The following is a 24931-nucleotide window of genomic DNA, read 5'->3' as shown; positions in this document are numbered from 1 at the left end:
TGCCATGCAAGGTTGCTGAGAGGCTCAGCGACGCCAAGGGCAACACCGACCCGGTATCCCCCATAGGGAAATGCCTGCGCTGGTCGAGAAGGGGAGCATCGAGAGGGGGTGACGCGAGGTGGCGCCAGGAACGACGGCGAAACCGTCATCCGGGCATGAAAAACGGGCGGTGTTGCCACCGCCCGTCGGGTCATCACGCAAATGCCATTGGCTTCAGGCGTCGATGCGCTTGTACTTCATGCGATGCGGCGTGTCGTTACCGACGCGCTTCTTGTGGTCGGCCTCGTACTCGGTGTAGTTGCCTTCGAAGAACACCACATTGGAATCGCCCTCGTAGGCGAGGATGTGGGTGGCAATACGGTCAAGGAACCAACGGTCGTGGGAGATCACCATGGCGCAGCCCGGGAAGGCCAGCAGGGAGTCTTCCAGGGCACGCAGGGTCTCGATGTCCAGATCGTTCGAGGGCTCATCGAGCAGCAGTACGTTGGCGCCCTGCTTGAGGGTTTGCGCCAGCTGCAGGCGGCCACGTTCGCCGCCGGAAAGCTCCGAGAGGCGCTTCTGCTGGTCATTGCCCTTGAAGTTGAAGCGACCCACATAGGCCCGCGAGGAAACCTCGTAGCCATTGATGTTGAGCATGTCCTGGCCGTCGGAGACCGCTTCCCACACCGTCTGCTTGTCGTCGAGGGCATCGCGCAGCTGTTCGACATAGGCGATGTCGACGGTATCGCCGAGCACCACCTCACCGGCATCGGGCTCTTCCTTGCCGGTGATCAGCTTGAACAGCGTGGACTTTCCGGCGCCGTTGCCGCCGACGATGCCAACGATGGCGCCCTTGGGCACGCTGAAGGATAGGTCCTCGTAGAGCAGGCGGCCATCGAAGGCCTTGGCGACGTCGTGGAACTCGATGACCTTGTCACCCAGCCGCGGACCGGGCGGAATGTAGATCTCGTTGGTCTCGTTGCGCTTCTGGAAGTCGCCGGACTGCATTTCTTCGAAGCGGTTGAGGCGCGCCTTGCTCTTGGCCTGACGGCCCTTGGCATTGCTGCGTACCCACTCGAGTTCCTGCTTGATGGCCTTGTTCTTCGAGGCTTCCTGCTTGGACTCCTGCTCGAGGCGCTTCTCCTTGGCCTCCAGCCAGCCGGAGTAGTTGCCTTCGAAGGGGATGCCTTGACCGCGGTCGAGCTCGAGGATCCAGCCGGCCACGTTGTCGAGGAAGTAGCGGTCGTGGGTGATGGCTACCACGGTGCCGCTGTAGTCGTGCAGGAAGCGTTCGAGCCAGGCCACGGACTCGGCGTCCAGGTGGTTGGTGGGCTCGTCGAGCAGCAGCATGTCCGGGCTCGACAGCAGCAGCCGGCACAGCGCCACACGGCGACGCTCGCCGCCGGACAGGTGGCCGACACGGGCGTCCCAGGCCGGCAGGCGCAGCGCCTCGGCCGCTACTTCCAGCTTGCGTTCGAGGTTGTGGGCGTCGGCGGCCTCGATGATGTTCTCCAGGCGCGCCTGTTCGCTTGCCAGGGCGTCGAAGTCGGCGTCGGGCTCGGCATAGGCGGTATAGACGGCCTCGAGCTGCTCCTGGGCTTCCTTGATGCCGGACAGCGCCTCTTCGACGGTCTCACGAACGTTCTTGTCGTCGTCGAGTTCCGGCTCCTGGGGCAGGTAGCCGACGTTGATGCCCGGCATGGGGCGCGCTTCGCCTTCGAACTCGGTGTCGACCCCGGCCATGATGCGCAGCAGCGTTGACTTGCCGGCGCCGTTCAGGCCGAGCACGCCAATCTTGGCGCCCGGGAAGAAGGAAAGCGAAATATCCTTGAGGATCTGACGCTTGGGAGGGACGACCTTGCCCACCCGGTTCATGGTATAGACGTATTGCGCCATGGATATCCATTGGGTTGAGGGTTTCGGCACGATGATAGTGGCCGCACCCGCGAAAGGCCAGCGCTGGGCGGTGATTGAGCCGAAGAGATGGGGGATTGCGCAGGGTGGCGCGGGCGGCGGGGCCCGCGTCCTTATGCTCGTTCTGGAGCTGGTTGTGGTGAAGGTGGCTGCTATGCGGGGATGGCATTCGCCGAGTGGTTTACTCTTCTTCCTCTTCCTCTTCCTCTTCCTCTTCTTCGCCGTCGAGCCCCCAGTCATCGTCGATGACCTGCTTGAGGCGACGTTCCTCCAATAGGCTCTCTAGGCGGCGCCGTGCCTGCAGGCTTTCCGTGCGTGAGGAACGAGAGGGGGTGTACTGGCTGTCATTCACGGCGTCCATGAAGGCATCGACGTCCCCGTCATAGATCACGTCATCAGTGGCATCGTCGGACGCGTCGTGTACTTGGTGTTTGCGGCTCATGCGATATCCTCCCATGACCCCATGTAGAGATGGCTACGGATGCTCGCTTCGAGCGAGCATCGGGCAACGCGGGTGCGTAGCTGGCTATATAACGCCAGTTGCGAATGAGGACAAGAGGGGAATGGGAAAAAATCAGTCTTTGGCTTTGCCCTTGACGCGCTCGAGCTCGGCGATGGCCTCGACTCGTTCGGTCACATCTTTCTGCACGCCAAGGTAGTAGGTAATGTTTTCCTGGTCGTCGTGCATCGGGGTGATCGACAGCTCGTTGTAGAAGAGGGTGCCGTCCTTCTTGTAGTTGCGCAGGATCTCGCGGCAGGGGCGGTCCTCGATCAGGGCATCGCGTATGCGCGCGAGGCCGGGCTGATCGCGGTCGTCGTTCTGCAGGAAGCGGCAGTCACGGTAGAGGATTTCATCGGTGCTGTAACCGGTCAGCCGTTCGAAGCCCTGATTGACGTAAATCAGGATGTGTTCCTCACCCTCGCGTTCGGCAACGACAATACCGTCCTCCGAGGCGTCGATGATGCGTTCCAGAAGCTCGGGGCTGATCATGGGCGGTCTTTTCATGCGAAGCGTTCCTGTCGCGACCCTAAGAGGGAGTAGATATGGCCTAGCCACAGTGTATATCGCTATATCATGGCTAGGCGGTTGCCAGATTTCAATGTGTTGCGCTCACTCCTCGACCTCGGGCAGGCTCTGAGCGGTTAGCGCGGCGGCAAGCGCGCAGGCGGCGAGCAATCCAAGCAGTACCGCGCTGCCGAACCACTGCGCGAGGGCGCCTACCAGGCCTCCGACCAGGAGCATCAAAAAGCCGGTCAGCGTATTGGACAGCGCCACATAGAGGGCGCGTCGGTCGCTATTGGCGAGATCCACTACGTAGGTCTTGCGTCCCAGGCGCACCCCGGCATGGGCGATCACCAGCAGCCCGTAGAGCAGGACGTAGGGCCAGGGAGTGGTTGTCCAGGCACCGGGGAGTCCGCCCGCCAGCGCGGCCAGGGCACAGCAAGTCGCCGCGGCGAGGCCGGCATCGCGCATCACCCGTCGGCTGGAGTTGTCGGCCCGCTTGCCCCACATGGGGCTCGCCAGCATGCCGGCAAGCCCCGAGACGATGATCAGAAGGCCCAGGTCGCCCAGGTTCGAGCCGCTGCGCTGCTGAGCCAGCAAGGCGATGTAGGGCAGCGCCAGGGCGCTGGAGAGCAGTAGGGCGCGCGCCAGGTTGAAGCGCAGAAAGGCCGGGTCTTCGCGCAACAGGTGCAGGCCCTGACGCACGCTGTCCCAGGCGTTCTCACCGCCTTCCACGGCCCCCGGTGCCTCCTCGATGAGGGCTGCACACAGGGCGTTCAGCCCCCAGCCAAGCGCCGCTACGCTCATCAGTACCGCCAGGGCCAGCTCACTGGGGCGTTCATCGAAAAACAACAGCAGGATACCGGCGGCCAAGGTCACGCCCCCGGCGATGCTGCCGCTCCACCCCATCAGGGTGCCACGGCGCTGCTTGGCGATGGTCTTGCCCAGCACGTCCTTGGTGGCGATCGACGACAGGCCGCGGGCCAGTGACAGTATGATCAGTACGACCAGCACCAGGCTGCCGCCGACGCCACCCTGGCCCCACAGGGCGAGGGCGACCAGCAGCAGAGCGGCCACGGCCTGAACCAGCCCGCCGGCCACCCAGGTCCATTTGCGTTGCGCCTGGTGGCGTATGAAACCGGCCACGAACACCTGTGGCAGCAGGGCACCGGCCTCGCGGATCGGGACCAGTAGACCCACCATCCACAGCGGTGCACCGATCGCCCCCATCAACCAGGGCAACACCAGGCGGGCACTGGACAACTCATCGGCCAGCTTGTTGCCTAGCGAGGCAATCAAATGCTGCAGGAAGTTCCTGGGTTGCACCTGGCAGGCGGAGTCGGGAATATCCTTACACATCCGGCTGTCGTCATCGCCGGTCAGCCACTCGTAGAGGCGGGTCTGTGAAATCTCGGTTGGTGGCATGCAGTGGGCTCCCTGTGCGCATTCCAGCGGCCATGATGCCTCAGTTATGATGCCGGGCAAATGTCCAACAGGGAGGAGGTCCAATGGCAAGCGTGCGTATCCATTTCTGTACCCAGTGCCACTGGCTGCTGCGCGCCGGCTGGTATGCACAGGAACTGCTGTCGACGTTCGGCGAAGACCTCGATGAGGTCGCGCTGGTGCCAAGCCACGGCGGGCACTTCGAGATCACCTTTGACGATGAGCGACTCTGGGAGCGCAAGCGCGATGACGGCTTCCCTGATATCAAGCTGCTCAAGCAGCGGGTGCGTGATCGACTCGACCCCTCGCGAGACCTGGGGCATCTGGACCGCTGAGGGCTTGTATGAATAACTGAAGGCTCTCAATGAATGGCTGATGGCTTTCAATAAATGGCTGATGGCTTTCAATAAATGGCTGATGGCTCTCAATAAATAGCTGATGGCTCTGCATCGCCGGCCGTCAGCCGCGCCGATACTGCCCGCCAATGGCGCATCATAAACGAGGAGAACGCATGACACAGGAACGTCACGCCATGCTGTGCGGCCTGGGCGCCGTGGGGCTATGGTCCACGGTGGCCACGGCCTTCAAGGTTGCGCTTGGCGAAATGTCGCCGCTGGAACTGATGTGGATCGCTGCCCTGGTCTCCTGGGCGTTGATGGGTATTCTTGTATGGCGAAAGGGGCTCTTGCGCCAGGCGCTGGGGCAGGGCTGGCGTACCGCGCTGTGGGCGGGGATGATGAATCCGGTCGCCTACTACTTGGTGTTGTTCGCGGCCTATGATCGCCTCCCGGGGCAGGAGGCAATGGCGCTCAACTACACCTGGGCGCTGGCCATGGCCTTTCTCGCCGTGCCGATTCTCGGCCAGCGATTGACCCGCATCGATATCATCGCCGGTTTGATTGCCTATGCCGGTGTCTGGACCATCGCTACCCGTGGCTCAGTGCTCGACGTGGCCTTCGCCGACCCGCTGGGCGTGGGGCTGGCGTTGGCCTCGACCCTGCTCTGGGCGCTCTACTGGCTGCTCAATGCGCGTGACAGTCGCCCCCCGCTTGTCGCGCAGTGGCAGAACTTCAGTGTTGGCTTGCCGGTATTCACGCTGCTGATCGCGCTGGGACCGGGCTTCGAATGGTATGGCTGGAAGGGCATTAGTGCCGGGGTCTATGTGGGGCTTTTCGAGATGGGGATTGCCTTCGTGCTCTGGCAGCTGGCGGTGCGGGGCATTTCCCGCACCGCCAAGGTGGCCAACCTGATCTTTCTGTCGCCGCCGATTTCCCTGCTGCTGCTGCACCTGGTGGTCGGTGAGCCAATCCTGATCTCGACGCTGGTTGGCCTGGTGCTGATTCTCGGCGGCCTGGGGCTTCAGCAGTGGCAGAAGGCCGCCGAGCCGGCCCCTCAGGTCTGAGCGAACAGGGGAGTGGGTAGTGAGGCTGATAGGTCGGTGAATAGGTAGGCGGATGGTGAAATGGTTAGAGAAGAGGTCTCTGCCCCTGCCGCCGCCTGCTCGAGCAGCGGCGCCAGGGTCGGCCATACATTATCCAGGATCATTGGCTGGGCCTTGGCGGTAGGATGCAGGCCGTCGTCCTGCATCAGCGCATCTTCCAGGGCGACCCCTTCGAGCAGGAAGGGCACCAGCGGCAGCTCATGGCGCTCGGCCAGGTCTTCGAAAACGCCGGTGAAGGCCGACCGATAGGCGTCGCCGTAATTGGGCGGAATATCGATGCCCAGCAGCACCACCTGGGCGCCGCTGGCCTGACTTTTCTCGATCATCGATTCGAGATTGCTGCGCATCTGGCTAGGCGACAGGCCGCGCAAACCATCGTTGGCGCCAAGTTCCAATAGCACGATATCGGGTGAATGCTGTCGTAACAGCTCAGGCAGGCGTGTGGCGCCGCCGGCGGATGTCTCGCCGCTGATGCTGGCATTGACCACCTGTGCCTCGTCGTCGAGCCTTGCAGCCAAGAGACTGACCCAGCCGTCCTCTGGCCGCTCGAGCCCGTAGGCGGCGCTCAGACTGTCTCCCATCACCAAAAGGGTGGGGTGGTCGGCGGTGGAGCCGGCCGAGGAGGTATCGGCCAGGGCTGGCGCCGCCATGCCCAGCGCGGCCAGGCCCATGCTCAGGCCAGCCGTCAGCCCTGCTAGCGGACCGCGACCTCTTGTCATGGTGGATGTCGCCTCGGATTTCTTGGCAGGGGCCGCTCCCAGCAGACAACGGCCCAGCCTTTGCACCAGATGTCTTGCGTGTCGGGCGTACCGTCCCGTCCAAGCGAACGGTTCGGCGCTCAGCGCAGCGTTTCGCCCCGCGGGGCCCTTGGCACCGCGTTTCGACCTTTTCAGGCCAACAGGGAATCCAGTCACCATGTCCTCCACTACGTCGTCCTCCACTATGTCCTCCACTACGTCTACCTCCTCGAATCATGATCTTGCGCCCATCCTACAGGCTCGCCATCTCGGCAAGCAGGTCAGGAGTGGCGATCGGTCGCTGACCATTCTGAGTGATCTTTCGCTCACGGTGTTCCCCGGGGAAACGGTGGCGATCCTCGGCGAGAGTGGCGCCGGCAAGTCTACCCTGCTGGGACTGCTGGCCGGACTCGATGCGCCAAGCAGCGGTGAGCTCAAGTTGTTTGGCGAGTCGCTGGCTGCCCTGGACGAGGACGGACGTGCTCAACTGCGGGCCGGCCGGGTGGGTTTCGTATTCCAGAATTTCCAGCTGCTGCCGACCCTTACCGCGCTTGAAAACGTGCTGCTGCCGCTTGAGCTGGCGCCTGCCGCCGACAATGATGCCCGGGCCCGCGACTGGTTGATGCGTGTAGGACTTGGCGAGCGCCTCGATCACCTGCCCAAGCAGCTGTCCGGCGGCGAGCAGCAGCGTGTGGCCTTGGCCCGCGCCTTCGTCACCGGCGCCGAGCTGGTGTTTGCCGACGAGCCGACCGGCAACCTGGATCCGGCTACCGGTGAGCGCATCATCGAGCGGCTGTTTGCCCTCAACCGCGAGGCCGGCACCACCCTGATGCTGGTGACTCACGACCATGCTCTGGCGCGGCGCTGCGATCGCTGCCTGCGGCTCATCGACGGCCAGCTGGTGGACATGACCCTTGAGGAGGTGGGCGCATGATGGCAAGCGGTGATTCACGGCGCGACACCCGCCGAACTTGGGGCAATGGCCTGCACTGGTTGGGGCTCGCGGCCCGAGGCCTCAAGCGCGATCTGCGTGCCGCCGACGTACGGGCGCTGTTCGTGGCATTGGCGCTGGCGGTGGCGGCCTCGACCATGATCGGCTTCTTCCTCGATCGTCTCGAACGCGGCCTGACTCGCCAGGCTGGACAGATGCTGGGGGGGGACCTGGTGCTGGAGCAGGGCGAGCCCTTCTCCAGCGAGCTGAAAAGCACCTTGCGAGAGGCCGGCCTGACCCTCTCGGATCAGGTCGACCTGGTGTCGATGATCAGTCGCGGCGAGCGCTTCCAGCCGGCCAGCCTCAAGGTGGTCGACAGCGCCTACCCGCTGTATGGCGCCTCACGGGTCGATGTGGGCAACGGCGTCGAGCCGCTGCCTCGCGGGCCTGCGCCGGGGGAAGCCTGGGTCGATCCGAGGCTCGAGTCGCTGATCGGTCTTCAGCTAGGCGATGAGGTAAGGGTCGGGCGCACCACCCTCACCGTGAGCGGTATCATCGAGCGCGAGGCCGATCAGTCCGGCGGCTTCTCGAGCTTCAACCCGCGGCTGATGATGCACGTCGATGACCTGGCGGCCACCGGCCTGGTGCAGCCGGGCTCGCGGGTCGAGTACGAGATTCTCGCGGCCGGGCCGCCGGCGGCGGTGTCCAGCCTCGATGCGCGTCTCGCAGCGCTCAAGCGCGACGGGGTCGAGGTGCGGGATGTGCGAGTTGATCGACCGGGCCTCGGGCGCGCCCTGGAGCGTGCCGAAAAGTACCTGGCGCTGGCCGGCCTCGCCGCCGTGCTGTTGGCCGGGGTGGCGGTGGCCATGGCCACTCGGCGCTATGTGGATCGCCACCTCGATACCGCCGCCTTGCTGCGCTGCTTTGGTGCCTCTCAGCGCCAGCTTACCCGGCTCTTTGCCTTGCAACTCGGCTGGCTGGCGCTGGCCGCCTCCGTGTGCGGGGCCTTGCTGGGCCTGGCCGGTCAGGCGGGTCTGCTGGCGCTCTTGACCGCCTTCCTGCCGCTTGAACTGCCGCCGCCTGGCCCTTTGCCTCTGGCGCTCGGGGTGCTCACGGCGCTTGCCGTGCTGGTCGGCTTCGCCGGCCCGACGCTGCTGCGCCTCAAGCGGGTCAGTGCCCTGAAGGTGCTGCGGCGTGAACTCGACCCGCTGCCCGCTTCGGCCTGGCTGGTGGTGGCCATGGCGAGTCTGGTATTCGGAGGCCTGATGTGGCTTTACTCAGGCGATCTTTGGCTGTCTGCGGCGTTGCTGGTCGGGGGCCTGGTGATGCTGGTGATCCTGGGCGGGGTCGGCATGCTGCTGTTGAGCGGGGTACTGCGCCTGGCCGCGCTGCTGCCCCAAGGCTCGCATGGCTCCTCACCGACCCGGGCACTGCGGCTCGGCGCCCGCCAGCTGGGCCGCCGTCGTCAGGCGAGTCTCGGTCAGCTACTGGCCTTTGCGGTCACCTTCGCGGCGATGGCGATGATCGGCCTGGTGCGCGGCGATTTGCTCACCGCCTGGCAGGACCAACTGCCCGAGGATACGCCCAACTACTTCGCCATCAACATCCAGCCTCAGGAGCGTGACGCCTTCGTCGAGACCCTGGCCGGGGCGGTAGACGATCGCACCGCGCTCTATCCGATGGTGCGCGGGCGCATCACCGCCCTCAACGGTCAAGCGCCCCAGGAGGCGGTGCCCGAAAGCGGCCGGGGCAGCAATGCCCTGCGGCGTGAGCTCAATCTGACCTGGCGCGACACTCTCCCAGAGGGCAACCGCCTGGTGGCGGGGGAGTGGTTCGGGCCGGGCGATACGGTTTCGGGTGCAGAGGCGTCTTCAAACGATGCAGCGAATGCCGGTGACCGGGCGGCCACGGAGCCGTCCGACAAGGTTGTGCCGATATCGCTGGAAGGTGAGCTGGCCGACCGTCTTGGTCTGGCGCTTGGTGACACCATGAGCTTCACCATCGGCGCCGACACTCTTACCGGGCGTATCACCAGTCTTCGCGATCTCGACTGGGACAGCTTTCGTCCCAACTTCTATGTGATCTTCCCGCCTGGTGTGCTGGAGCTCTTCGGTCACACTTATATCACCGCCTTCCATCTGGGCGATGCCCAGAGTCCGCTGCCCGGCCAGATCGTCGAGAATTTCCCGGCAGTGTCGCTGCTTAACGTCGAAGCGATCCTCGGCCAGGTGCGCGAGCTATTGACTCAGGTCACCCGCTCGGTGGAGCTGGTACTTGGCTTTGTGCTGCTGGCCGGCATCAGCGTGCTCTATGCGGCGCTGATTGCCAGCCGTCCGCTGCGTGCCCACGAGAGTGGCCTGCTGCGGGTGTTCGGTGCCGGCGACCGGCTGATTTCCCGGGTACAGGGCGCCGAGTTTGCCATCCTGGGCCTGGCGAGTGGCTTGATGGGCGCGCTGCTCGCCGAGCTTGCCGCCGCAGGGATCTATGCCGGCTGGCTGGACCTGGCGCCGCGTCTGCATCCCTGGCTGTGGATAGGGCTGCCGCTGGGTGGCGCCCTGCTGGTGGGGCTGATCGGTCATGGTCTGTCGCGCAGCCTGCGCCGCCAGACTCCCATGGCGAGCCTTGGCCTGCTCGGCGAGTCGTGAGGCAGGACCCATGAGACCGGCAGCCCTCGGGCAGTCCCGGTACTGACAAGGGGCAGCCAGGCCAGGTGGGTCGAGACACAAGGATGAAGGCCGATAGATGAAGACAGAGACCCTGCGCTATCAACTGCTGGAAGCCCAGCTGGAGATGGCCAAGCGAGAAAACCGGGCCCTGGTGCTGGTGCTTAGCGGCCAGGCGGCGAGCTACATGCATCCCATGCTCAACATGCTCAATCACTGGCTTGAGAACCGCCGTACAGAGGTGCATGCCCTGGAGCCCAGCAGCGAGGATGCCAAGCGGCCGGCGCTATGGCGCTACTGGCGGCGTATTCCGGCTCGTGGCACTACCGGTATCTTCGTCCATGGCTGGTATGGCGATGCACTCTTCACCCGTGCCGAGCGGCGCATCGGCGCCGGCGCTTTCGAGGATCGCCTGGCGATGATCCGCGAGTTCGAGGCCGAGCTCGCCGCCGAGAACGTGGCGTTGGTCAAGATCTGGCTGGACATCGATCGCAAAACGCAAGGCGAGCGTTTGACCGCCATGCAGGAGGATCCGAGTCGGGCATGGCAGCTCGATCCCGCTGACTGGCAGCGCCATCTCCAGCATCCGCTGATCAAGGCGCTCGGCAAGCCGCTACGCGAGATCACCCATACCGAATGGGCGCCCTGGCACTGCATTGCCGGTGACGACCCGGAAGACCTGATCCATCAGGTGGCCGAGCGGCTGCTCGATACCGCGAAGCAGCCGACGGTCGATCCCGAGGCGCCCTGGGCAAGCTGTCACCTGGCACCGGCGGCCAAAAATGCCCCCTCGGTGACCAAACCTGACCCCGCCTCTCAGCCGGGCGGGCACCTGAAAAAGGACGACTACCAGCAGCGGCTGGTCGAGCAGCAGGCGCGGCTGTCGCATAACAGCCGCGCGGCGGCCCAGCGCGGCATTCCCGTGGTGCTGGTCTTCGAAGGCCATGACGCCGCCGGCAAGGGGGGCAGTATTCACCGGGTGACCTCGGCGCTGGATGCGCGGCACTATCGCGTGCACAGCATCGCTGCGCCTACCGATGAGGAATGTCTCCACCCCTGGGCGTGGCGTTTCTGGCGACGGCTGCCCGCCGATGGACGCTTCGCCATCTTCGATCGTTCCTGGTACGGGCGAGTGCTGGTCGAACGGGTGGAAGGCTTTGCCGCCCCGGCTCAATGGCGCCGCGCCTATGGCGAGATTCGCCACTTCGAGAAATGCCTGCTCGAGCACGGCACGGTGCTTGGCAAGTTCTTCCTGTCGATCAGCAAGGATGAGCAGCTCAAGCGCTTCGAGGCGCGAGCCAACACGCCTCGCAAGCAACACAAGCTGACCGAGGAAGACTGGCGCAATCGCGCTCGCTGGGATGACTACGAGGTCGCCATCGATGAGATGTTCGCCCAGACCCATCGGACGCATGCCCCCTGGTCGTTGATTGCGTGTGATGACAAGCGTCAGGCGCGTCTCGAGGTGATCGAGCAGGTCAATGCGCTGCTTGAGCGTCGCTTGGACGGTGCTATCTAAATTAGGCTGATAGGTGAGCGCCGCTTGGTCGTCTCCCTGCGTGAGGCACGCCTTGGCTTTAGTGTGACTAAAGCCAAGGTGAGAAATTATCGAGTACGGGATGACCGGCTTTCATGTGAAAGGCGTCCTTGGCTGCGGTATTATGACGCCATCGTTTCACCCCCCTAGCTCGAGGACCTACGACGATGTTCAGCCGTGACATGCAGATTGCCGGATTCGATGATGCTCTGCTCGAGGCGATGCAGAAGGAAACTGCTCGCCAGGAAGCGCATATCGAACTGATCGCTTCCGAGAACTACGCCAGCCCGCGAGTGATGGAAGCGCAGGGGTCGCAGCTGACCAACAAGTATGCGGAAGGCTATCCTGGCAAACGCTACTACGGCGGCTGCGAGTATGTCGACGTCGTCGAGCAGCTGGCCATCGATTACGCCAAGGAGCTGTTCGGGGCAAGCTATGCCAACGTTCAGCCGCACTCCGGTTCCCAGGCCAACGGTGCGGTCTTCCAGGCGCTGGTCAAGCCGGGTGACACCATCCTCGGCATGAGTCTCGACGCTGGCGGTCACCTGACCCATGGCGCCAAGCCGAACTTCTCTGGCAAGCACTACGAAGCCATCCAGTACGGTCTCGACGACAGCGGCCTGATCGACTACGAGGAAGTCGCGCGCCTGGCCCGCGAGCACAAGCCGAAGATGATCATCGCCGGCTTCTCCGCTTATTCACAGATCATCGACTGGGCCAAGTTCCGCGAGATCGCCGACGAAGTGGGCGCCTACCTGCTGGTCGACATGGCCCACGTGGCGGGCCTGGTTGCCGCCGGTGTCTACCCGACGCCGCTGCCCCACGCCCATGTGGTCACCACCACCACCCACAAGACCCTGCGTGGCCCGCGTGGTGGCCTGATCCTGTCCGCCGAAGGCAATGCCGATATCGAGAAGAAGCTGCAGTCTGCCGTCTTCCCGGGTGGCCAGGGCGGCCCGCTCGAGCACGTCATCGCCGCCAAGGCGATCTGCTTCAAGGAAGCCATGGAGCCGGGCTTCAAGGCCTACCAGCAGCAGGTGGTCAAGAACGCCCAGGTCATGGCCAAGGTCTTCATCGAGCGTGGCTTCGACATCGTCTCCGGCGGTACCGAAGATCACCTCTTCCTGCTGTCGCTGATCAAGCAGGGCCTGACCGGCAAGGATGCGGACGCCGCTCTTGGCCGCGCCCATATCACCGTCAACAAGAACGCCGTGCCCGGTGACCCGCAGAGCCCGTTCGTCACCTCCGGCCTGCGTATCGGCACCCCTGCGGTCACGACCCGCGGCTTTGGTGAGAGCGAATGCCGTGATCTGGCCACCTGGATCTGCGACATCCTCGACGCCATGGTCAGCGGTGATTCCAGCGCCGCCGAAACCGAGGTACAGGCCAAGGTCGAAGCGGTTTGCACCCGCTTCCCGGTCTATCGCGACTGAGCCTTGTCCCCACTGCCTATTACCTGACGGGACATGATAGCGCCCCGGCCACCATTGGCCGGGGCGTTTTTTTGTGCCTGGGAGTCGCTTCCGGGCGGTGTCAGTGGCGAAAACGCGACCATGGTCTAAAGGCACTATGTCCGTTGTTGGTTGATCCTATGTCAGACATAGCGATTCAACAAACAGACACGCCGGGCAGGTTCCCTCATGGGCCAAGCAGCTTCCACCACAAACAGTCGCGCCACGCGGCCGGATATCGCCGAACAGCTGGCCGAGGCCATCTTCGGCGGTGTCTATGCGCCGGGCGACTTCGTGCCCAAGGAGCTCGACCTCTGTGCGATCCATGGCGTGAGCCGCAGCACCGTGCGCAGCGCCCTGCAGTCTCTGGTCGCCGCCGGCATGATCAAGCGCATCTCGGGACAGGGTAGCCGCGTCCAGGAACTGGCGCAGTGGCATCTGCTGGATCCAAGGGTCAGCGACTGGATGGCGCGGTTCGCCCAGCCGAACCCGCGCATCCGTCAGGAAATTTTCGCTTTCCGGGTAGCGGTGGAGCCTTTCGTGGCCCGTCTGGCAGCGGAGCATGCCACGGCCGCCGACCTCAACGAGATCGAGACCGCGTATCTGGGCATGATCAGGGCGCTGGAGTCGCCCGACCATTGCCATCAGGACGTCAGTCATGACGATCACGACGTGGCCTTCCATGAAGCGATCTTCGCGGCCACACACAACCTGCTGTGGTCTCAGATCAGCCATGTGCTCAAGCCGGCGATTGCGCTACTGGTCGAGACCTCGAACCACAGCGCCGACGAGTTGCAGGACAGCATGGAGCGCCATCGCCAGCTGCTGGAGGCCATTCGCCTGCGTCGCCCCGAAGAGGCCGAGCAGGCCGCCCTGCGCGTTCTCGAACGCACCGGGCTGGATCTGGGCATCGATAGCATCTTTGCCACGCCGCTTTCTCATTTGCGCCTTCCGGGTGCATTGCCGCCCGCGTCATGACGACGTGATCGGGCCGTCCGCGGTGCCTTCGCGTACCGGTAACAACAACCTCACTCTCAACCGATGACGAGGAAACGCACCATGAAAACTATCAAGTCTTCCGCTCTCAAGCCTTTCGCCCTCAAGGCCCTGACGGCTGCCGTGCTCGGCTCCATGGCGTTCGGCGCCCAGGCGGCAGAATACGAGTGGACCTTCCAGACCTCGGAGACCTCCGGTGAGCCGCAGTTCGAGCTCAAGAAGGCCTGGGCCGAGAACGTCAACACCATGTCCGGCGGTCGTATCGAGATCGAGATTCTGCCGGTCAACGCCGTGGTCGGGGCGACCGAAACCCTGCAAGCGGTGAGCGCCAACATCCTCCAGGGTCATATGACCGATCCGAGCTACTTCTCCGGGCAGAATCCAGCCTTCGGCATGATGGGCAATCTGGTGGGCGCCTGGGGCGATCCGGTGGAGTTTCTTGACTACATGAATTACGCCGGCGGCGAGGACATCTACAACGAGTTGGCCGAGCCCTACGGTGTGCATCTGATCGGTGCAGCCGCCACTGGCCTCGAGGCGCTGCCCTCCAAGCGCCCGATTCGTACCGTCGAAGACCTTGAGGGGCTCAAGCTGCGCGCGCCTCAGGGCATGGTGTACAACATCTTCGAGAAGGCCGGTGCCACACCGGTCAACCTGCCGGGTTCCGAGGTCTATACCGCTCTCGAGAAGGGCGTCATCGATGCCGCCGACTACACGGTCTTCGCCACCAACTATGACCAGGGTCTCTACGAGTTCGCGCCTTACCCCAACTATCCGGGCTTCCACTCGCTGCCGATGGTGGCGATTTCGCTCAACAAGGACATCTGGGACGGCCTGCCGGATGACCTGAAGACCATCCTCGAGACCTCCGTCGACAGCATGTCCTATGAAATGGTGGCCATGCTCAAGGCGCGCGACCTCGCAGCAGTGAAGGAGGTGAACGAGGATCCCAACATCGAGATCATCGACATGCCGGCCGAAGAGCGCGCCAAGTTCCGCAATATCGCCAAGGAAGAGTGGGCGGTCTGGGCCGAGAAGAACGAGATCACCCAGAAGTACTACGACTCCGTGGTCAGCTATCTGCAGGACCATAACCTGATGTAACCCGTCCGGGACCGGACTGAATGCCGGCCCCGCGTCGACGGCATCGCCACTGAGCACCCGGTGGCGATGCCGTCGTCCCTATTGATTTGAGAGGAAACGTCATGTCTCGACAATCCCAACGCCACGAGGCAGCCGGCGTGACGCGCGACGACGAGTTGGTCGCCGCCACCGCGGGGGAGCCCGAGCCGAGTGATCCGACCCGCAGCGCCTTCGATCGCGGCGTGACCTGGTGCGCCCGCGGTGCCGCCTGGCTGGTCTTCATCGCCATGGGCATCAGTGTCTTCGAGGTCATCATGCGCTACGGCTTCGACTCGCCGACCTCCTGGGTGCATGAGACCGTGGTCATGCTGGTGGCGGTGAGCTTTGCCCTGGGTGGCCCCGCGGCATTGGCCGGTAACCAGCATATTCGCGTACGCGTGCTCTATGACCATGCCGGTCCGCGGCTCAAGGTCTGGTTGGATCGCTTCAATGATCTGGTGACGCTGTGCTTTTGCCTGGCGATGAGCTATGCCGCTTTCGTGATGTTCTGGGATGCTTCCCACAACCCGCTGGGCGACTGGTCGCTGGAGCGTTCGGGCACCTCCTGGAACCCGCCGTTTCCGGCCCTGGTCAAGGGCATCATCATGATCTCGCTGATGATCATGAGCATCCAGGCGCTGATTCATAGCATCCAGTCGCTGCGTGCCAAGCCGACCACCAACGCTGAGGGGAGCCGGTAATGGATATCGCCGACGGAACGCTGTTATTGGTTACCGCCATCTTTGCGCTGTTGGTGACGGGCCTGCCGCTGGCCTTCATCACTGGCCTGGTGGCCCTCATTTTTACCTTCGGCTGGTTCGGCGGCAACGCCCTGCCGCTGGTCACTAGCCGGGTGTTTGGCTTCGTTACCGAGTATTCGCTGGTAGCGGTGCCGATGTTCGTGTTGATGGCCTCGTTACTTGACCGATCGGGGATCGCCAAGGATCTCTTCAATGCCATGCGGGTCTTTGCCGGCCGCCTGCCTGGTGGGGTCGCGGTGCAGACCATCGTGGTGGCTTTCTTTCTGGCCGCGCTTTCTGGGATTATCGGCGGCGAGATCGTGCTGCTGGGTATCCTGGCTTTGCCGCAGATGCTGCGCCTGGGCTATGACAAGCATCTGTCGATCGGCGTGGTCTGTGCGGGCGGTGCTCTTGGCACCATGATGCCGCCCTCGATCGTGCTGATCATCTATGGCTTGATTGCCAGCGTATCGATCGCCGATCTGTTTACCGCCGCGATTACCCCCGCGGTGATCCTGATGGGCTCCTACATCGCCTATGTGCTGGTGCGCTGCATGCGCAATCCGGCGATGGGGCCGCCGATGACCGATGCTGATCGTGAAGACGGCTTCTCCAACCGCTGGCAGGCGCTGAGGGCCATCATGGTGCCGGGGCTGATCGCCTTCATGGTGCTGGGCACGATCTACGGCGGTGTGGCCTCGGTGACCGAAGCGGCGGCGATGGGCGTGTTCGGGGTGCTGCTGGCGATCGTGCTGCGCGGTGAGTTTTCCTTCAAGACCTTGCACGCAAGCCTCGGCCAGACCATGACCACCTGCGGCATGATCATTTGGATCGGTATCGGTGCCGCGGCGCTGGTTGGGGTCTATAACCTGATGGGCGGTAACCGTTTCATCTCGCAGGTGATCCTTGGTATGGACGTCGAGCCGATCGTGATCCTGCTGGTGATGATGGCGATCCTGCTGGTGCTGGGCATGTTCCTCGACTGGATCGGGGTGGCGATGCTGGCCCTGCCGATCTTCGTGCCGATCGTGGTGCAGTTGGGCTATAGCCCGATCTGGTTCGGCATCCTGTTTGCGGTCAATATGCAGGTCTCCTTCCTGTCGCCGCCGTTCGGCCCAGCCGCCTTCTATCTGAAGGGCGTGGCGCCACCCAGTATCAGCCTCAAGGACATTTTCGTATCGCTGCTGCCGTTTATCGCCATTCAGCTGTGCGTGCTGTTCCTGCTGCTGTTCTTCCCTGATCTGGCCATGTGGCTGGTCTGATTCACGACACTTAGTTCCTGAGTGTCACGCAATACGCCTGACTTAACGCCCCGACCATGCGAATGGTTGGGGCGTTTTTGATTGGCGTGTCTGCGGGGTGACTCATGGAGACAATGCGTTATAGCGGCGGCCATGATGGTCAGCCGTGGATGCATCAGCCAGGCAGCAAAAAAGCACCCCTTATGAAGACACTTGGCGTGATGCTAAGCGAGAAATTTAAGGTTAAGTAATGAACGGAACTTAAGCGGTTATAAGAAAAATATCAGAAGGGATGAAGGGGGTGGCAAAGGTTGTGTCGTAAATTAAAGGCAGGCGCCACGTGAAAAGTCATGGCGCTACTGGGCTGAAGGTTTGCTGAAATATTCGTCTGGTGTTCTTCCTAGAGGGTCTTCCTAGAGGTTCTTCTTATTAGGGGCTTGTCTCTGAATGATCACTCAGCACTGGATATCGGATCGCGACAGAAATTCCATCACAATGTCTTTAGGTGGTTGACGGATGTCCAGGCGAACGGCCTCGGTTTCGTCAGGCATCTCGAGATCGGCAAGCTGGCTGTTCAGCATATGTTCGCCGGTAAAGAAGTGGCCGCTACGACCGCCCAGGCGGTCCATCAATACTTCCCGTGAGCCATGAAGATAGAGAATTTTCAGTTCGGGAGCGCCTTGGCGTAGCACTTCACGGTAGCGGTGCTTCAGTGCTGAGCAACCGATGACGACATCCGTTCCCTGTGCGCGATAGTCGCGGTAAAGGTCCGCAAGTGTCAGCAGCCAGCCTTGACGATCGCTATCGTTCAGCGGCTCTCCCCGCGCCATTTTGGCGATACTGTTTTCGCTGTGATGGTCGTCTGCATCAATGAACTTGGCATGGACTGCCTGGGCAAGAAGGTTTCCGATATGTGATTTTCCCGATCCGGAAACGCCCATGACGAGTAGAGTGAGTGGCGAGGTGTTCATGCGCTTTTCTCGATAAATAATACGGTGAACTTGGGGAGATAATAGCGAAAATTAGCCATTGATGGCCAGTGGTAATATGACGATTTCATCTGCCAACCTGGTGCGGCCATGATGGCATTTCAACGCCTCATTAGGCATATGCTTTCGGTGTGTTTTTCGGTGACCAGCGGTACACGGCCACTTCCTGACCTAAAATAGTGCAAGGTGGCGGTGAATTATTGAAAGACTGCCTTATTATGGTGCTCAAGGACGCTGTCGGGCTCAACGGCATCCAGCGTTGGGCCATGCGCCATGGCGAATGCATTAGTCTGGCACGCTGCGTGCTAGGGTTTTCCATATTGGCATGCTCATGCCAGCCAGCAGGTAACGCCCATGTCTTCCGTTTCGTCCTCCTTGCCTCGCCTGGTCTTTACTGACCTCGACGGTACCCTGCTCGACCACGACAGCTACGAGTGGCAGCCGGCCGTACCTTGGCTTGAACGTCTCCGTCACGCTGGCGTGGCGGTGATTCCGGTTACCAGCAAGACGCGGGCTGAGCTGATGCCGCTGCGTCGCGAACTGGGCCTGCAAGATACGCCTTTCATTGCCGAGAACGGGGCGGTGATTGGCCTGCCACCCGCTTGGCAGCACGCCCGTCTGGATCGTGATCCGCGCTTTGTCGATGGCCTGGCGATCAAGACGCCGGGAATCGATATCAGTTTTCTGCGCGCCCGACTTGGCGTGATGCGCGAGCGTCTCGGCGTCCGCTTTCGCAGCATGGGAGAGCTCGGCATCGACGAGATCATGTCGCTTACCGGCCTGCCGGAACCCCAGGCGCGCCTGGCCCGAGTTCGTGAGGGCTGCGAGCCGCTGATCTGGGATGACACTGAGGTGGCGCTCGTAGACTTTCGCCAGGCGCTGGAGGCGGACGGGCTATGTCTGCTTCGCGGTGGGCGTTTCTGGCATGCCATGGGCCAGCTCGACAAGGGCGACGGCGTTCGCTGGCTGGTTGAACGCTATCAGGCCCTGCGAGGCCATCGTCCATTGACCCTGGGGCTCGGCGATGGGCCCAACGACGTAGCGCTGCTCGAGGCAGTAGATAGAGCCGTGCTGATTCCGGGCCACCATGGCCATACGGTGCATCTTTCCAATAGTCACCAATATCATGCACGACACCCGGGCCCCATGGGCTGGGCCGAAGGGCTTGATTACTGGTGGGGAGACGAGCTTCCCAAGCCGATCAACGAAGGTTAGTCGCCAGCACACGACACGATCACGAAGCACGATGACAAGACGTAACTACTAGCAACAGTCACCAGCACCATGATCAGGAGAGCCTCGGATGAGCGACTTTTACCAGAACGGCATCATCACCAATTTTCATAACCTGATGCGGCGCCCAGTGGAAGACATCGAGGCCGATCTGGTGCGCTTTTCTCGGCGTCGGCCGATGGGCCTGATATTGCCTTCGTTGTTCTCCGAGCTCGAGGGCCCGGCGCTTTCCCATATCGTCGATGAGCTGGCCAAGGTGCCCTACCTCTCCGAGATAGTGATCGGGCTGGACCGAGCCGATCGCGAGCAATTTCTGCACGCTCGGAAGTTCTTTTCCCGCTTGCCCCAGCACCATCGAATCCTCTGGAACGATGGTCCGCGGCTCAAGGCGCTGGATGCGGAGTTGGAGGAGAAGGGCATCTCGCCTCAGGAGCCTGGCAAAGGGCGCAACGTCTGGTTCTGCGGTGGCTATGTCCAGGCTTCGCGGCGCACCGAAGCGGTTGCCCTGCATGACTGCGACATCGTCACCTACGATCGTGGCCTGCTGGCGCGCTTGATCTATCCAGTGGCGCACCCGCAGTTCAACTATGAATTCTGCAAGGGCTACTACTCGCGCATCGCCGAAGGCAAGCTCAATGGTCGGGTCGCACGGCTGATGGTCACCCCCTTGATCCGAGCCCTGAAGAAAATCTATGGCCCGCTACCGTATCTGGACTACCTCGACAGCTATCGCTATCCGCTGTCCGGAGAGTTTTCGATGCGCACCGATGTGCTCGATGGCATTCGCATTCCCAGCGACTGGGGGCTGGAAATCGGCGTGCTCTCGGAGGTGCACCGTAACTACTCCACCAAGCAGCTTTGCCAGGTCGATATCGCCGATGTGTATGACCACAAGCATCAGGCGGTCTCAGAGGAGGATGCCACCACCGGTCTCAACCGCATGAGCCTGGACATCGCCAAGGCGCTTTATCGCAAGCTGGCGACCCTGGGTATCGAGATCCATGCCGAGACCTTCCGTACCATCAAGGCCACCTACTACCGCATCGCCTTGGACCTGATAGAGGCCTACGACAACGATGCCACCATGAATGGTCTCAAGCTTGACCGGCACAGCGAGGAGCAGGCGGTGGAACTGTTTGCCTCCAACATCATGGAGGCGGGGGCGGCCTTCCTCGACAATCCCCGCGACAAGCCCTTCATCCCCAGCTGGAACCGGGTGCAGGCGGCGATTCCCGATCTGCTCGAGCGAATGCATGAAGCGGTGGAGCTCGACAATCAGGGCAAGGTGTAGTCGTGCATCTGAGTTGAGCTAACTTTACTCGCCGTGGCCGTCCTGGCTCTAACTGTCTTGGCCTGATCGCGTACTCGGCCATCTGAGTGCGTACACTCGGCAGCCGGAGGCAGCACTGATAACGATATTGAACTTTCTGGGGCTGTCGGCAGGTGGTCGGCTTGGACCTGTGCTGCTCCTCCCGCCGCTTGACGTAACTCAAGCGGCGCCTGACATTGTCGGATGGCGTGGAGATCTCCTGTCGGCCAGTTCAGATAGTCTCTTTTATATAGTTAAACCGTATAACGTTAGAACATTTTTTGCGTTATCCTGAGGTCAGTTGCGCTATCCACGCGCTGTGGATTGCCCGTGTTTTCTGATGGCAGAGGTATCCGCGATGACCAACCCGATCGTCACGTCTTTCTTTGACGAACCCACCAATACCTTTAGTTACGTGGTTCAGGATCCGGCGAGTCGGGCCTGTGCGGTTCTCGACTCGGTGCTGGATTTCGATTATGCCGCCGGGCACACCGATGTGAAGAGTGCCGATGCGATCATCGCCTTCATCCGGGAGCATGAGCTCGAGGTCGCCTGGATTCTGGAAACCCACGTCCACGCCGATCACTTGTCGGCCGCGCCTTATCTGCACCAGAAGCTTGGCGGCCGGACCGGCATCGGTGCCCGTATCACCGAGGTACAGGAGATCTTCGGCAATGTCTTCAATGCCGGACTCGACTTCGCCCGGGACGGTAGTCAGTTCGACTGCCTGTTCGAAGAGGGCGATATCTTTGCCATTGGTGGTCTGGAAGGCCGAGTGTTGCATACCCCGGGGCATACGCCGGCCTGCCTGACCTATGTGATCGGCGATGCCGCCTTCGTTGGCGACACCCTGTTCATGCCCGATTACGGCACTGCCCGCTGCGATTTTCCCGGTGGCGATGCCGCCACGCTCTTTCGTTCGATTCAGAAAGTGCTGGCCCTGCCCGGTGAAACGCGGCTTTTCCTTTGTCACGACTACCAGAGCCCGGAGCGCGATACCTATCATCACCAGACCTCGGTGGCCGAGCAGCGCGCCAACAATATTCATGTCCACGAAGGCGTAAGCGAGGCGGACTTCGTCAAGCTGCGCACCGAGCGGGACGCGACCCTGGGCATGCCACGCCTGATCCTGCCGTCTGTTCAGGTCAATATGCGCGCCGGCGAAATGCCTCCGGCCGAAGAGAATGGCCAGGTTTACCTCAAGGTGCCGCTCAATCTGTTCTGATGTTGTTGCTCGAGGGTCTGCCGGTTATTTCGCTTGTGCCACTGCGGAAATGGCCGCCAAGCGCAATGGCGCTGAGCACTGATGTTGAGCACCGAGGTAACGCAATGGCTCAGGTAAATCTGTAACGGGAAGCGACGGAGGAGATGATGTTGGATGGGACTTCGAGTCTGCATGGCCTGGCCGGCGGCGTATTGATCGGTCTCTCGGCGGTGTGGCTGATGGCGGCCCTGGGGCGCATCGCCGGTATCAGCGGCATTCTCTCGGCGCTGGTGCTGGAGCGCCCCAAGGGGGATACCGCCTGGCGTCTGACCTTCCTGCTGGGGCTGATCTCAGGCCCGCTGCTGCTGATGGCGCTGGGCGGGGCGGGCAACGTCGCCGGCGCGCCCGGCACGGTGATCGGTGACCCCGCCGGCGGGGTGGGGTTGATGCTCGTCGCCGGCCTGCTGGTGGGGGTCGGTACCGGCATCGGCAGTGGCTGCACCAGCGGTCATGGCGTTTGCGGCCTGTCGCGGCTCTCGCCACGCTCACTGGCGGCGACCCTGACCTTCCTGGTCACCGGCATCGTGACGGTCTATGTGATGCGCCATCTGCTGGGTGGCGCGGCATGACGACAGCGATGCTCAAGCCCATCGCGGGCTACCTCGCCGGCCTGCTGTTCGGACTCGGGTTGGCACTCGGCGGCATGACGGACCCTGCCCGGGTGATCGGTTTTCTCGACCTGGCCGGTGACAGGGACCCAACGCTGATGTTTGTGCTCGGCGGCGCCGTGGTGACCACCTTCATCGGTTACCGGTGGGTGCTGCGCCGCCGCGCGCCACTCTTCGCGGGGGGCTTCCAACTGCCGACGCGCCGCGACCTGGATGCCAAACTGCTGGGCGGTGCGGCGCTATTCGGCATTGGTTGGGGGCTCTCCGGTTACTGTCCGGGGCCGGCTGTCGCCTCGCTTTCGGGCGTGAGCCTGCCGCTTGCGGCCATGCTGACCGCGATGGTGGCCGGCTGGTGGCTGGCGAGGCGCCTGGGATAATCGCCAGGTTCTCGGCGTGGTCTGGTTCAGCCGCGGCTTAATTTGGCTTGGCTCAGTCCGCTCGGCTCAGTCCTCTCGGCTTAGCCTTCTCAGCTTAAGTCTGCCTGGAGCTTAGTTCGGGCCCGGCTGCACCAGCCACAGGCTGCGGTAAGGGCGCAGTATCTCGCGCTCTTCCGGTGCCCAGAGGTTGCCGTCGGCGAGCACGTCGAGCCATTGGCCCTGATCCAGTTCGGGCATGCTGAGCGGCTGGCGCTGGTCGCTGATGTTATAGATCGCCAGCAGTCGACGTCCGTCCGGCAGCGGGCCGCGCTCAATCGCAAAGATCCCCGGTGGCGTCTCGAGCACCCGCTGAGGTGCCTCGGGGTGAAAGCAGGGCTCCGCGGCGCGCAGCTTGAGGCGCTCCTTGAGCGACCCGAAGGCCTCGCGGGTCGGGGTGCTGCGGCTGTCGATCAGCTCGTTGAGTTCACAAAGCTGCCAACGGCGGCGGTTGATGGCTCGCAGATGGCCCTTGCGCTCCACGCCTTCGTGGTCGTTGAGCGTCGCGGTCAATGAGTGTAGGTAGATACCGGGAATGCCTTGCAGAGCCAGCAGCAGGTTTTGGCTCAGCAGGAAGCGTTCGACCTGCCAGGCGTCGGCGCCGCGCCGGGTGCCCTTCATGGCATCGAAGTAGGTGATGTTGATCTCGTAAGGGGAGTCCTGGCCGTCCGAGTTGGTCTTCATGCTGACGAAACCGCCGAAGCGATGCATGAGATCCAGCATCACCTCGACCTCATGCTGCGGCAGCAGCCCTTCCAGGGCCCGCACGCCGATGCCGTCGTGGCTGGCGGTAAAGTTGAAATAGCTGCAGCCCGGCGGCAGTGCGGGCAGACTCTTGGCCCATTGAGTCAGCGCCGTGGCATCGCCGCTGGTCAGGGTATGCACCAGCAGTGGAGGCAGGGTGAACTGATAGATCAGGTGCGCCTCGTCCGGCGCCGTCCCCTCCATGGCCGCTCGCTCGAGCCCCAGGTAGCTCATGTTCTCGCGGTGTGGCACATTGGTCTCGGTGATCAGCCGCGTGCCCGGCGCCACGTAATCGACGACGGCCCGCAGCAGTCGCACGATGGCGTGGGTCTGGGGTAGATGAATGCAGGAGGTGCCGACTTCCTTCCACAGGTAGGCGATGGCATCCAGGCGAATGGTGCGGGCCCCCTGCTGGAGGTAGAAGAGCAGAATGCCGACGAATTCGATTAGTACGTCTGGATTGTCGAAGTTGAGATCGATCTGGTCTTCCGAGAAGGTCGCCCAGAGGTGGCGGGTGCCGCGGCGGGTGCTGACCGGCACCAGCAGCGGTGAGTTGCGCGGCCGCGTGACCTGAGACAGGTCGGTCGCCGGGTCCATTTCGATGAAGTAGTCGCGCCCGGGCTGGCTGTCGGCCAGGTAGTCGACGAACCACAGCGAGTCTCGCGACACATGGTTGATCACCAGGTCGACCATCAGGTCCCGTCGATCGGCCAGCGAGCGGATATCCGGCCAGTCGCCGAGTTCCGGGTTGACCTCCCGGTAGTGCACCACCGAGAAGCCATCGTCGCTGCTCCAGGGAAAGAAAGGCAACACATGCACCCCGCTGAAGATGTCTCCAGTGCGCTCATCGAGAAATCCCTTCAGCACTTCCAACGGTGCACGATCACCGTCGAGCAGGCTGTCACCGTAGGTGATCAGCCACTGGTCGCGCTCGCTCCATAATGGACGCGGCGTGGCATCGATGGCACCACGCTGGTGCGAAATCAAGGTGACCAAACGGCGCAGGATCGCGTCGCTGCGGGGGCCGTAGACCTCCTCGAGACGTGCGCGAGCGGCATGGACGAAGCCGGCTTCGTCCAACTGGCGTGGTGGCGTGGGGGGCATGGATGAGCTCATGGTCAATTCCTCGAGGGCCGGAATGCGCACCTAGCGGGCGGTGGGGCATATCCTTGG

Annotated in this window: 22 protein-coding genes; 15 read left to right on the top strand and 7 right to left on the bottom strand. The window is 62.8% G+C overall.

Annotation, left to right across the window (positions count from 1 at the left end; genetic code table 11):
* Positions 1–213: 213 nt before the first annotated feature.
* From ettA to HUS66_RS05125, 4 genes are all read right to left on the bottom strand, one after another.
* On the bottom strand, positions 214–1875 hold the full coding sequence (gene ettA / locus HUS66_RS05140; RefSeq protein WP_175069885.1) for an energy-dependent translational throttle protein EttA: 1662 nt from the start codon (positions 1873–1875) through the stop codon (positions 214–216).
* A gap of 199 nt (positions 1876–2074) precedes the next feature.
* Positions 2075–2335, bottom strand: coding sequence for a PA3496 family putative envelope integrity protein (locus tag HUS66_RS05135; protein WP_254628699.1), 261 nt, complete (start codon positions 2333–2335; stop codon positions 2075–2077).
* Between the two features lie 132 nt (positions 2336–2467).
* A complete protein-coding gene (locus HUS66_RS05130) occupies positions 2468–2899 on the bottom strand; it encodes a PAS domain S-box protein (RefSeq protein WP_175069884.1) in 432 nt (143 codons plus the stop codon).
* 105 nt (positions 2900–3004) lie between these two features.
* Positions 3005–4321, bottom strand: a complete 1317-nt coding sequence (locus HUS66_RS05125) for an MFS transporter (RefSeq protein WP_175069883.1) — start codon at positions 4319–4321, stop codon at positions 3005–3007.
* A gap of 83 nt (positions 4322–4404) precedes the next feature.
* On the opposite strand from HUS66_RS05125, the gene HUS66_RS05120 reads away from it, so the two are divergent.
* Both HUS66_RS05120 and HUS66_RS05115 read left to right on the top strand, forming a co-directional pair.
* Positions 4405–4674: a SelT/SelW/SelH family protein gene (locus tag HUS66_RS05120; RefSeq protein WP_175069882.1), complete on the top strand. Its 270-nt coding sequence runs from the start codon at positions 4405–4407 to the stop codon at positions 4672–4674.
* A 176-nt stretch (positions 4675–4850) separates the two neighbouring features.
* On the top strand, positions 4851–5741 hold the full coding sequence (locus HUS66_RS05115) for a DMT family transporter (RefSeq protein WP_175069881.1): 891 nt from the start codon (positions 4851–4853) through the stop codon (positions 5739–5741).
* On the opposite strand, the gene HUS66_RS05110 is transcribed toward HUS66_RS05115, so the two are convergent.
* The gene (locus tag HUS66_RS05110) at positions 5732–6499 is read right to left on the bottom strand and encodes an arylesterase (protein ID WP_175069880.1); all 768 of its coding nucleotides are present in this window, start codon (positions 6497–6499) and stop codon (positions 5732–5734) included. The genes HUS66_RS05115 and HUS66_RS05110 overlap by 10 nt on opposite strands.
* A 223-nt stretch (positions 6500–6722) precedes the next feature.
* On the opposite strand from HUS66_RS05110, the gene HUS66_RS05105 reads away from it, so the two are divergent.
* The 8 genes from HUS66_RS05105 (at position 6723) to HUS66_RS05070 (ending at position 17219) form a co-directional block, all read left to right on the top strand.
* Positions 6723–7451, top strand: coding sequence for an ABC transporter ATP-binding protein (locus HUS66_RS05105; RefSeq protein ID WP_254628722.1), 729 nt, complete (start codon positions 6723–6725; stop codon positions 7449–7451).
* A complete protein-coding gene (locus HUS66_RS05100) occupies positions 7451–10093 on the top strand; it encodes an FtsX-like permease family protein (protein WP_175070106.1) in 2643 nt (880 codons plus the stop codon). Before HUS66_RS05105 ends, HUS66_RS05100 begins: the two co-directional genes overlap by 1 nt.
* 97 nt (positions 10094–10190) lie before the next feature.
* A complete protein-coding gene (locus HUS66_RS05095) occupies positions 10191–11630 on the top strand; it encodes a polyphosphate:AMP phosphotransferase (RefSeq protein WP_175069878.1) in 1440 nt (479 codons plus the stop codon).
* A gap of 185 nt (positions 11631–11815) precedes the next feature.
* Positions 11816–13081: a serine hydroxymethyltransferase gene (gene glyA / locus HUS66_RS05090; protein ID WP_175069877.1), complete on the top strand. Its 1266-nt coding sequence runs from the start codon at positions 11816–11818 to the stop codon at positions 13079–13081.
* Between the two features lie 207 nt (positions 13082–13288).
* On the top strand, positions 13289–14077 hold the full coding sequence (locus tag HUS66_RS05085) for a FadR/GntR family transcriptional regulator (protein WP_175069876.1): 789 nt from the start codon (positions 13289–13291) through the stop codon (positions 14075–14077).
* Positions 14078–14158: 81 nt separating this feature from the next.
* A complete protein-coding gene (locus HUS66_RS05080; RefSeq protein WP_175069875.1) occupies positions 14159–15199 on the top strand; it encodes a TRAP transporter substrate-binding protein in 1041 nt (346 codons plus the stop codon).
* Between the two features lie 101 nt (positions 15200–15300).
* Positions 15301–15918, top strand: a complete 618-nt coding sequence (locus HUS66_RS05075; RefSeq protein ID WP_175069874.1) for a TRAP transporter small permease subunit — start codon at positions 15301–15303, stop codon at positions 15916–15918.
* The gene (locus HUS66_RS05070) at positions 15918–17219 is read left to right on the top strand and encodes a TRAP transporter large permease (RefSeq protein WP_175069873.1); all 1302 of its coding nucleotides are present in this window, start codon (positions 15918–15920) and stop codon (positions 17217–17219) included. The genes HUS66_RS05075 and HUS66_RS05070 overlap by 1 nt, the downstream gene beginning before the upstream one ends.
* Positions 17220–17653: 434 nt before the next feature.
* Here the strand turns inward: HUS66_RS05070 and HUS66_RS05065 are convergent, their stop codons facing one another.
* Positions 17654–18169, bottom strand: coding sequence for a gluconokinase (locus HUS66_RS05065; protein ID WP_175069872.1), 516 nt, complete (start codon positions 18167–18169; stop codon positions 17654–17656).
* 372 nt (positions 18170–18541) lie between these two features.
* Between HUS66_RS05065 and HUS66_RS05060 the strand changes: the two genes are divergently transcribed.
* From HUS66_RS05060 to HUS66_RS05040, 5 genes are all read left to right on the top strand, one after another.
* Positions 18542–19402 (top strand): HAD-IIB family hydrolase, encoded by an 861-nt coding sequence (locus tag HUS66_RS05060; protein ID WP_175069871.1) that lies wholly within the window; start codon positions 18542–18544, stop codon positions 19400–19402.
* 88 nt (positions 19403–19490) lie between these two features.
* The gene (locus tag HUS66_RS05055) at positions 19491–20711 is read left to right on the top strand and encodes a glycosyl transferase (RefSeq protein WP_175069870.1); all 1221 of its coding nucleotides are present in this window, start codon (positions 19491–19493) and stop codon (positions 20709–20711) included.
* Positions 20712–21087: 376 nt separating this feature from the next.
* Complete coding sequence (locus tag HUS66_RS05050; protein ID WP_175069869.1) at positions 21088–21954, top strand: MBL fold metallo-hydrolase; 867 nt, start codon at positions 21088–21090, stop codon at positions 21952–21954.
* Between the two features lie 149 nt (positions 21955–22103).
* A complete protein-coding gene (locus tag HUS66_RS05045; protein WP_175070105.1) occupies positions 22104–22562 on the top strand; it encodes a YeeE/YedE family protein in 459 nt (152 codons plus the stop codon).
* Positions 22559–22978, top strand: a complete 420-nt coding sequence (locus HUS66_RS05040; RefSeq protein WP_175069868.1) for a DUF6691 family protein — start codon at positions 22559–22561, stop codon at positions 22976–22978. The genes HUS66_RS05045 and HUS66_RS05040 overlap by 4 nt, the downstream gene beginning before the upstream one ends.
* 111 nt (positions 22979–23089) lie before the next feature.
* Here HUS66_RS05040 and HUS66_RS05035 read toward each other — a convergent pair whose 3' ends face one another.
* Positions 23090–24874 carry a sugar phosphorylase gene (locus HUS66_RS05035; protein ID WP_254628697.1) on the bottom strand — a complete coding sequence of 595 codons (1785 nt, stop codon included), beginning with the start codon at positions 24872–24874 and terminating at the stop codon, positions 23090–23092.
* Between the last annotated feature and the right edge of the window lie 57 nt (positions 24875–24931).

It is taken from the genome of Onishia taeanensis, assembly GCF_013349955.1.
Taxonomy (GTDB): domain Bacteria; phylum Pseudomonadota; class Gammaproteobacteria; order Pseudomonadales; family Halomonadaceae; genus Onishia; species Onishia taeanensis_B.
The sequence above is the reverse complement of the archived record's forward strand: the minus strand, read 5'-3'. Positions and strand labels throughout refer to the sequence as shown.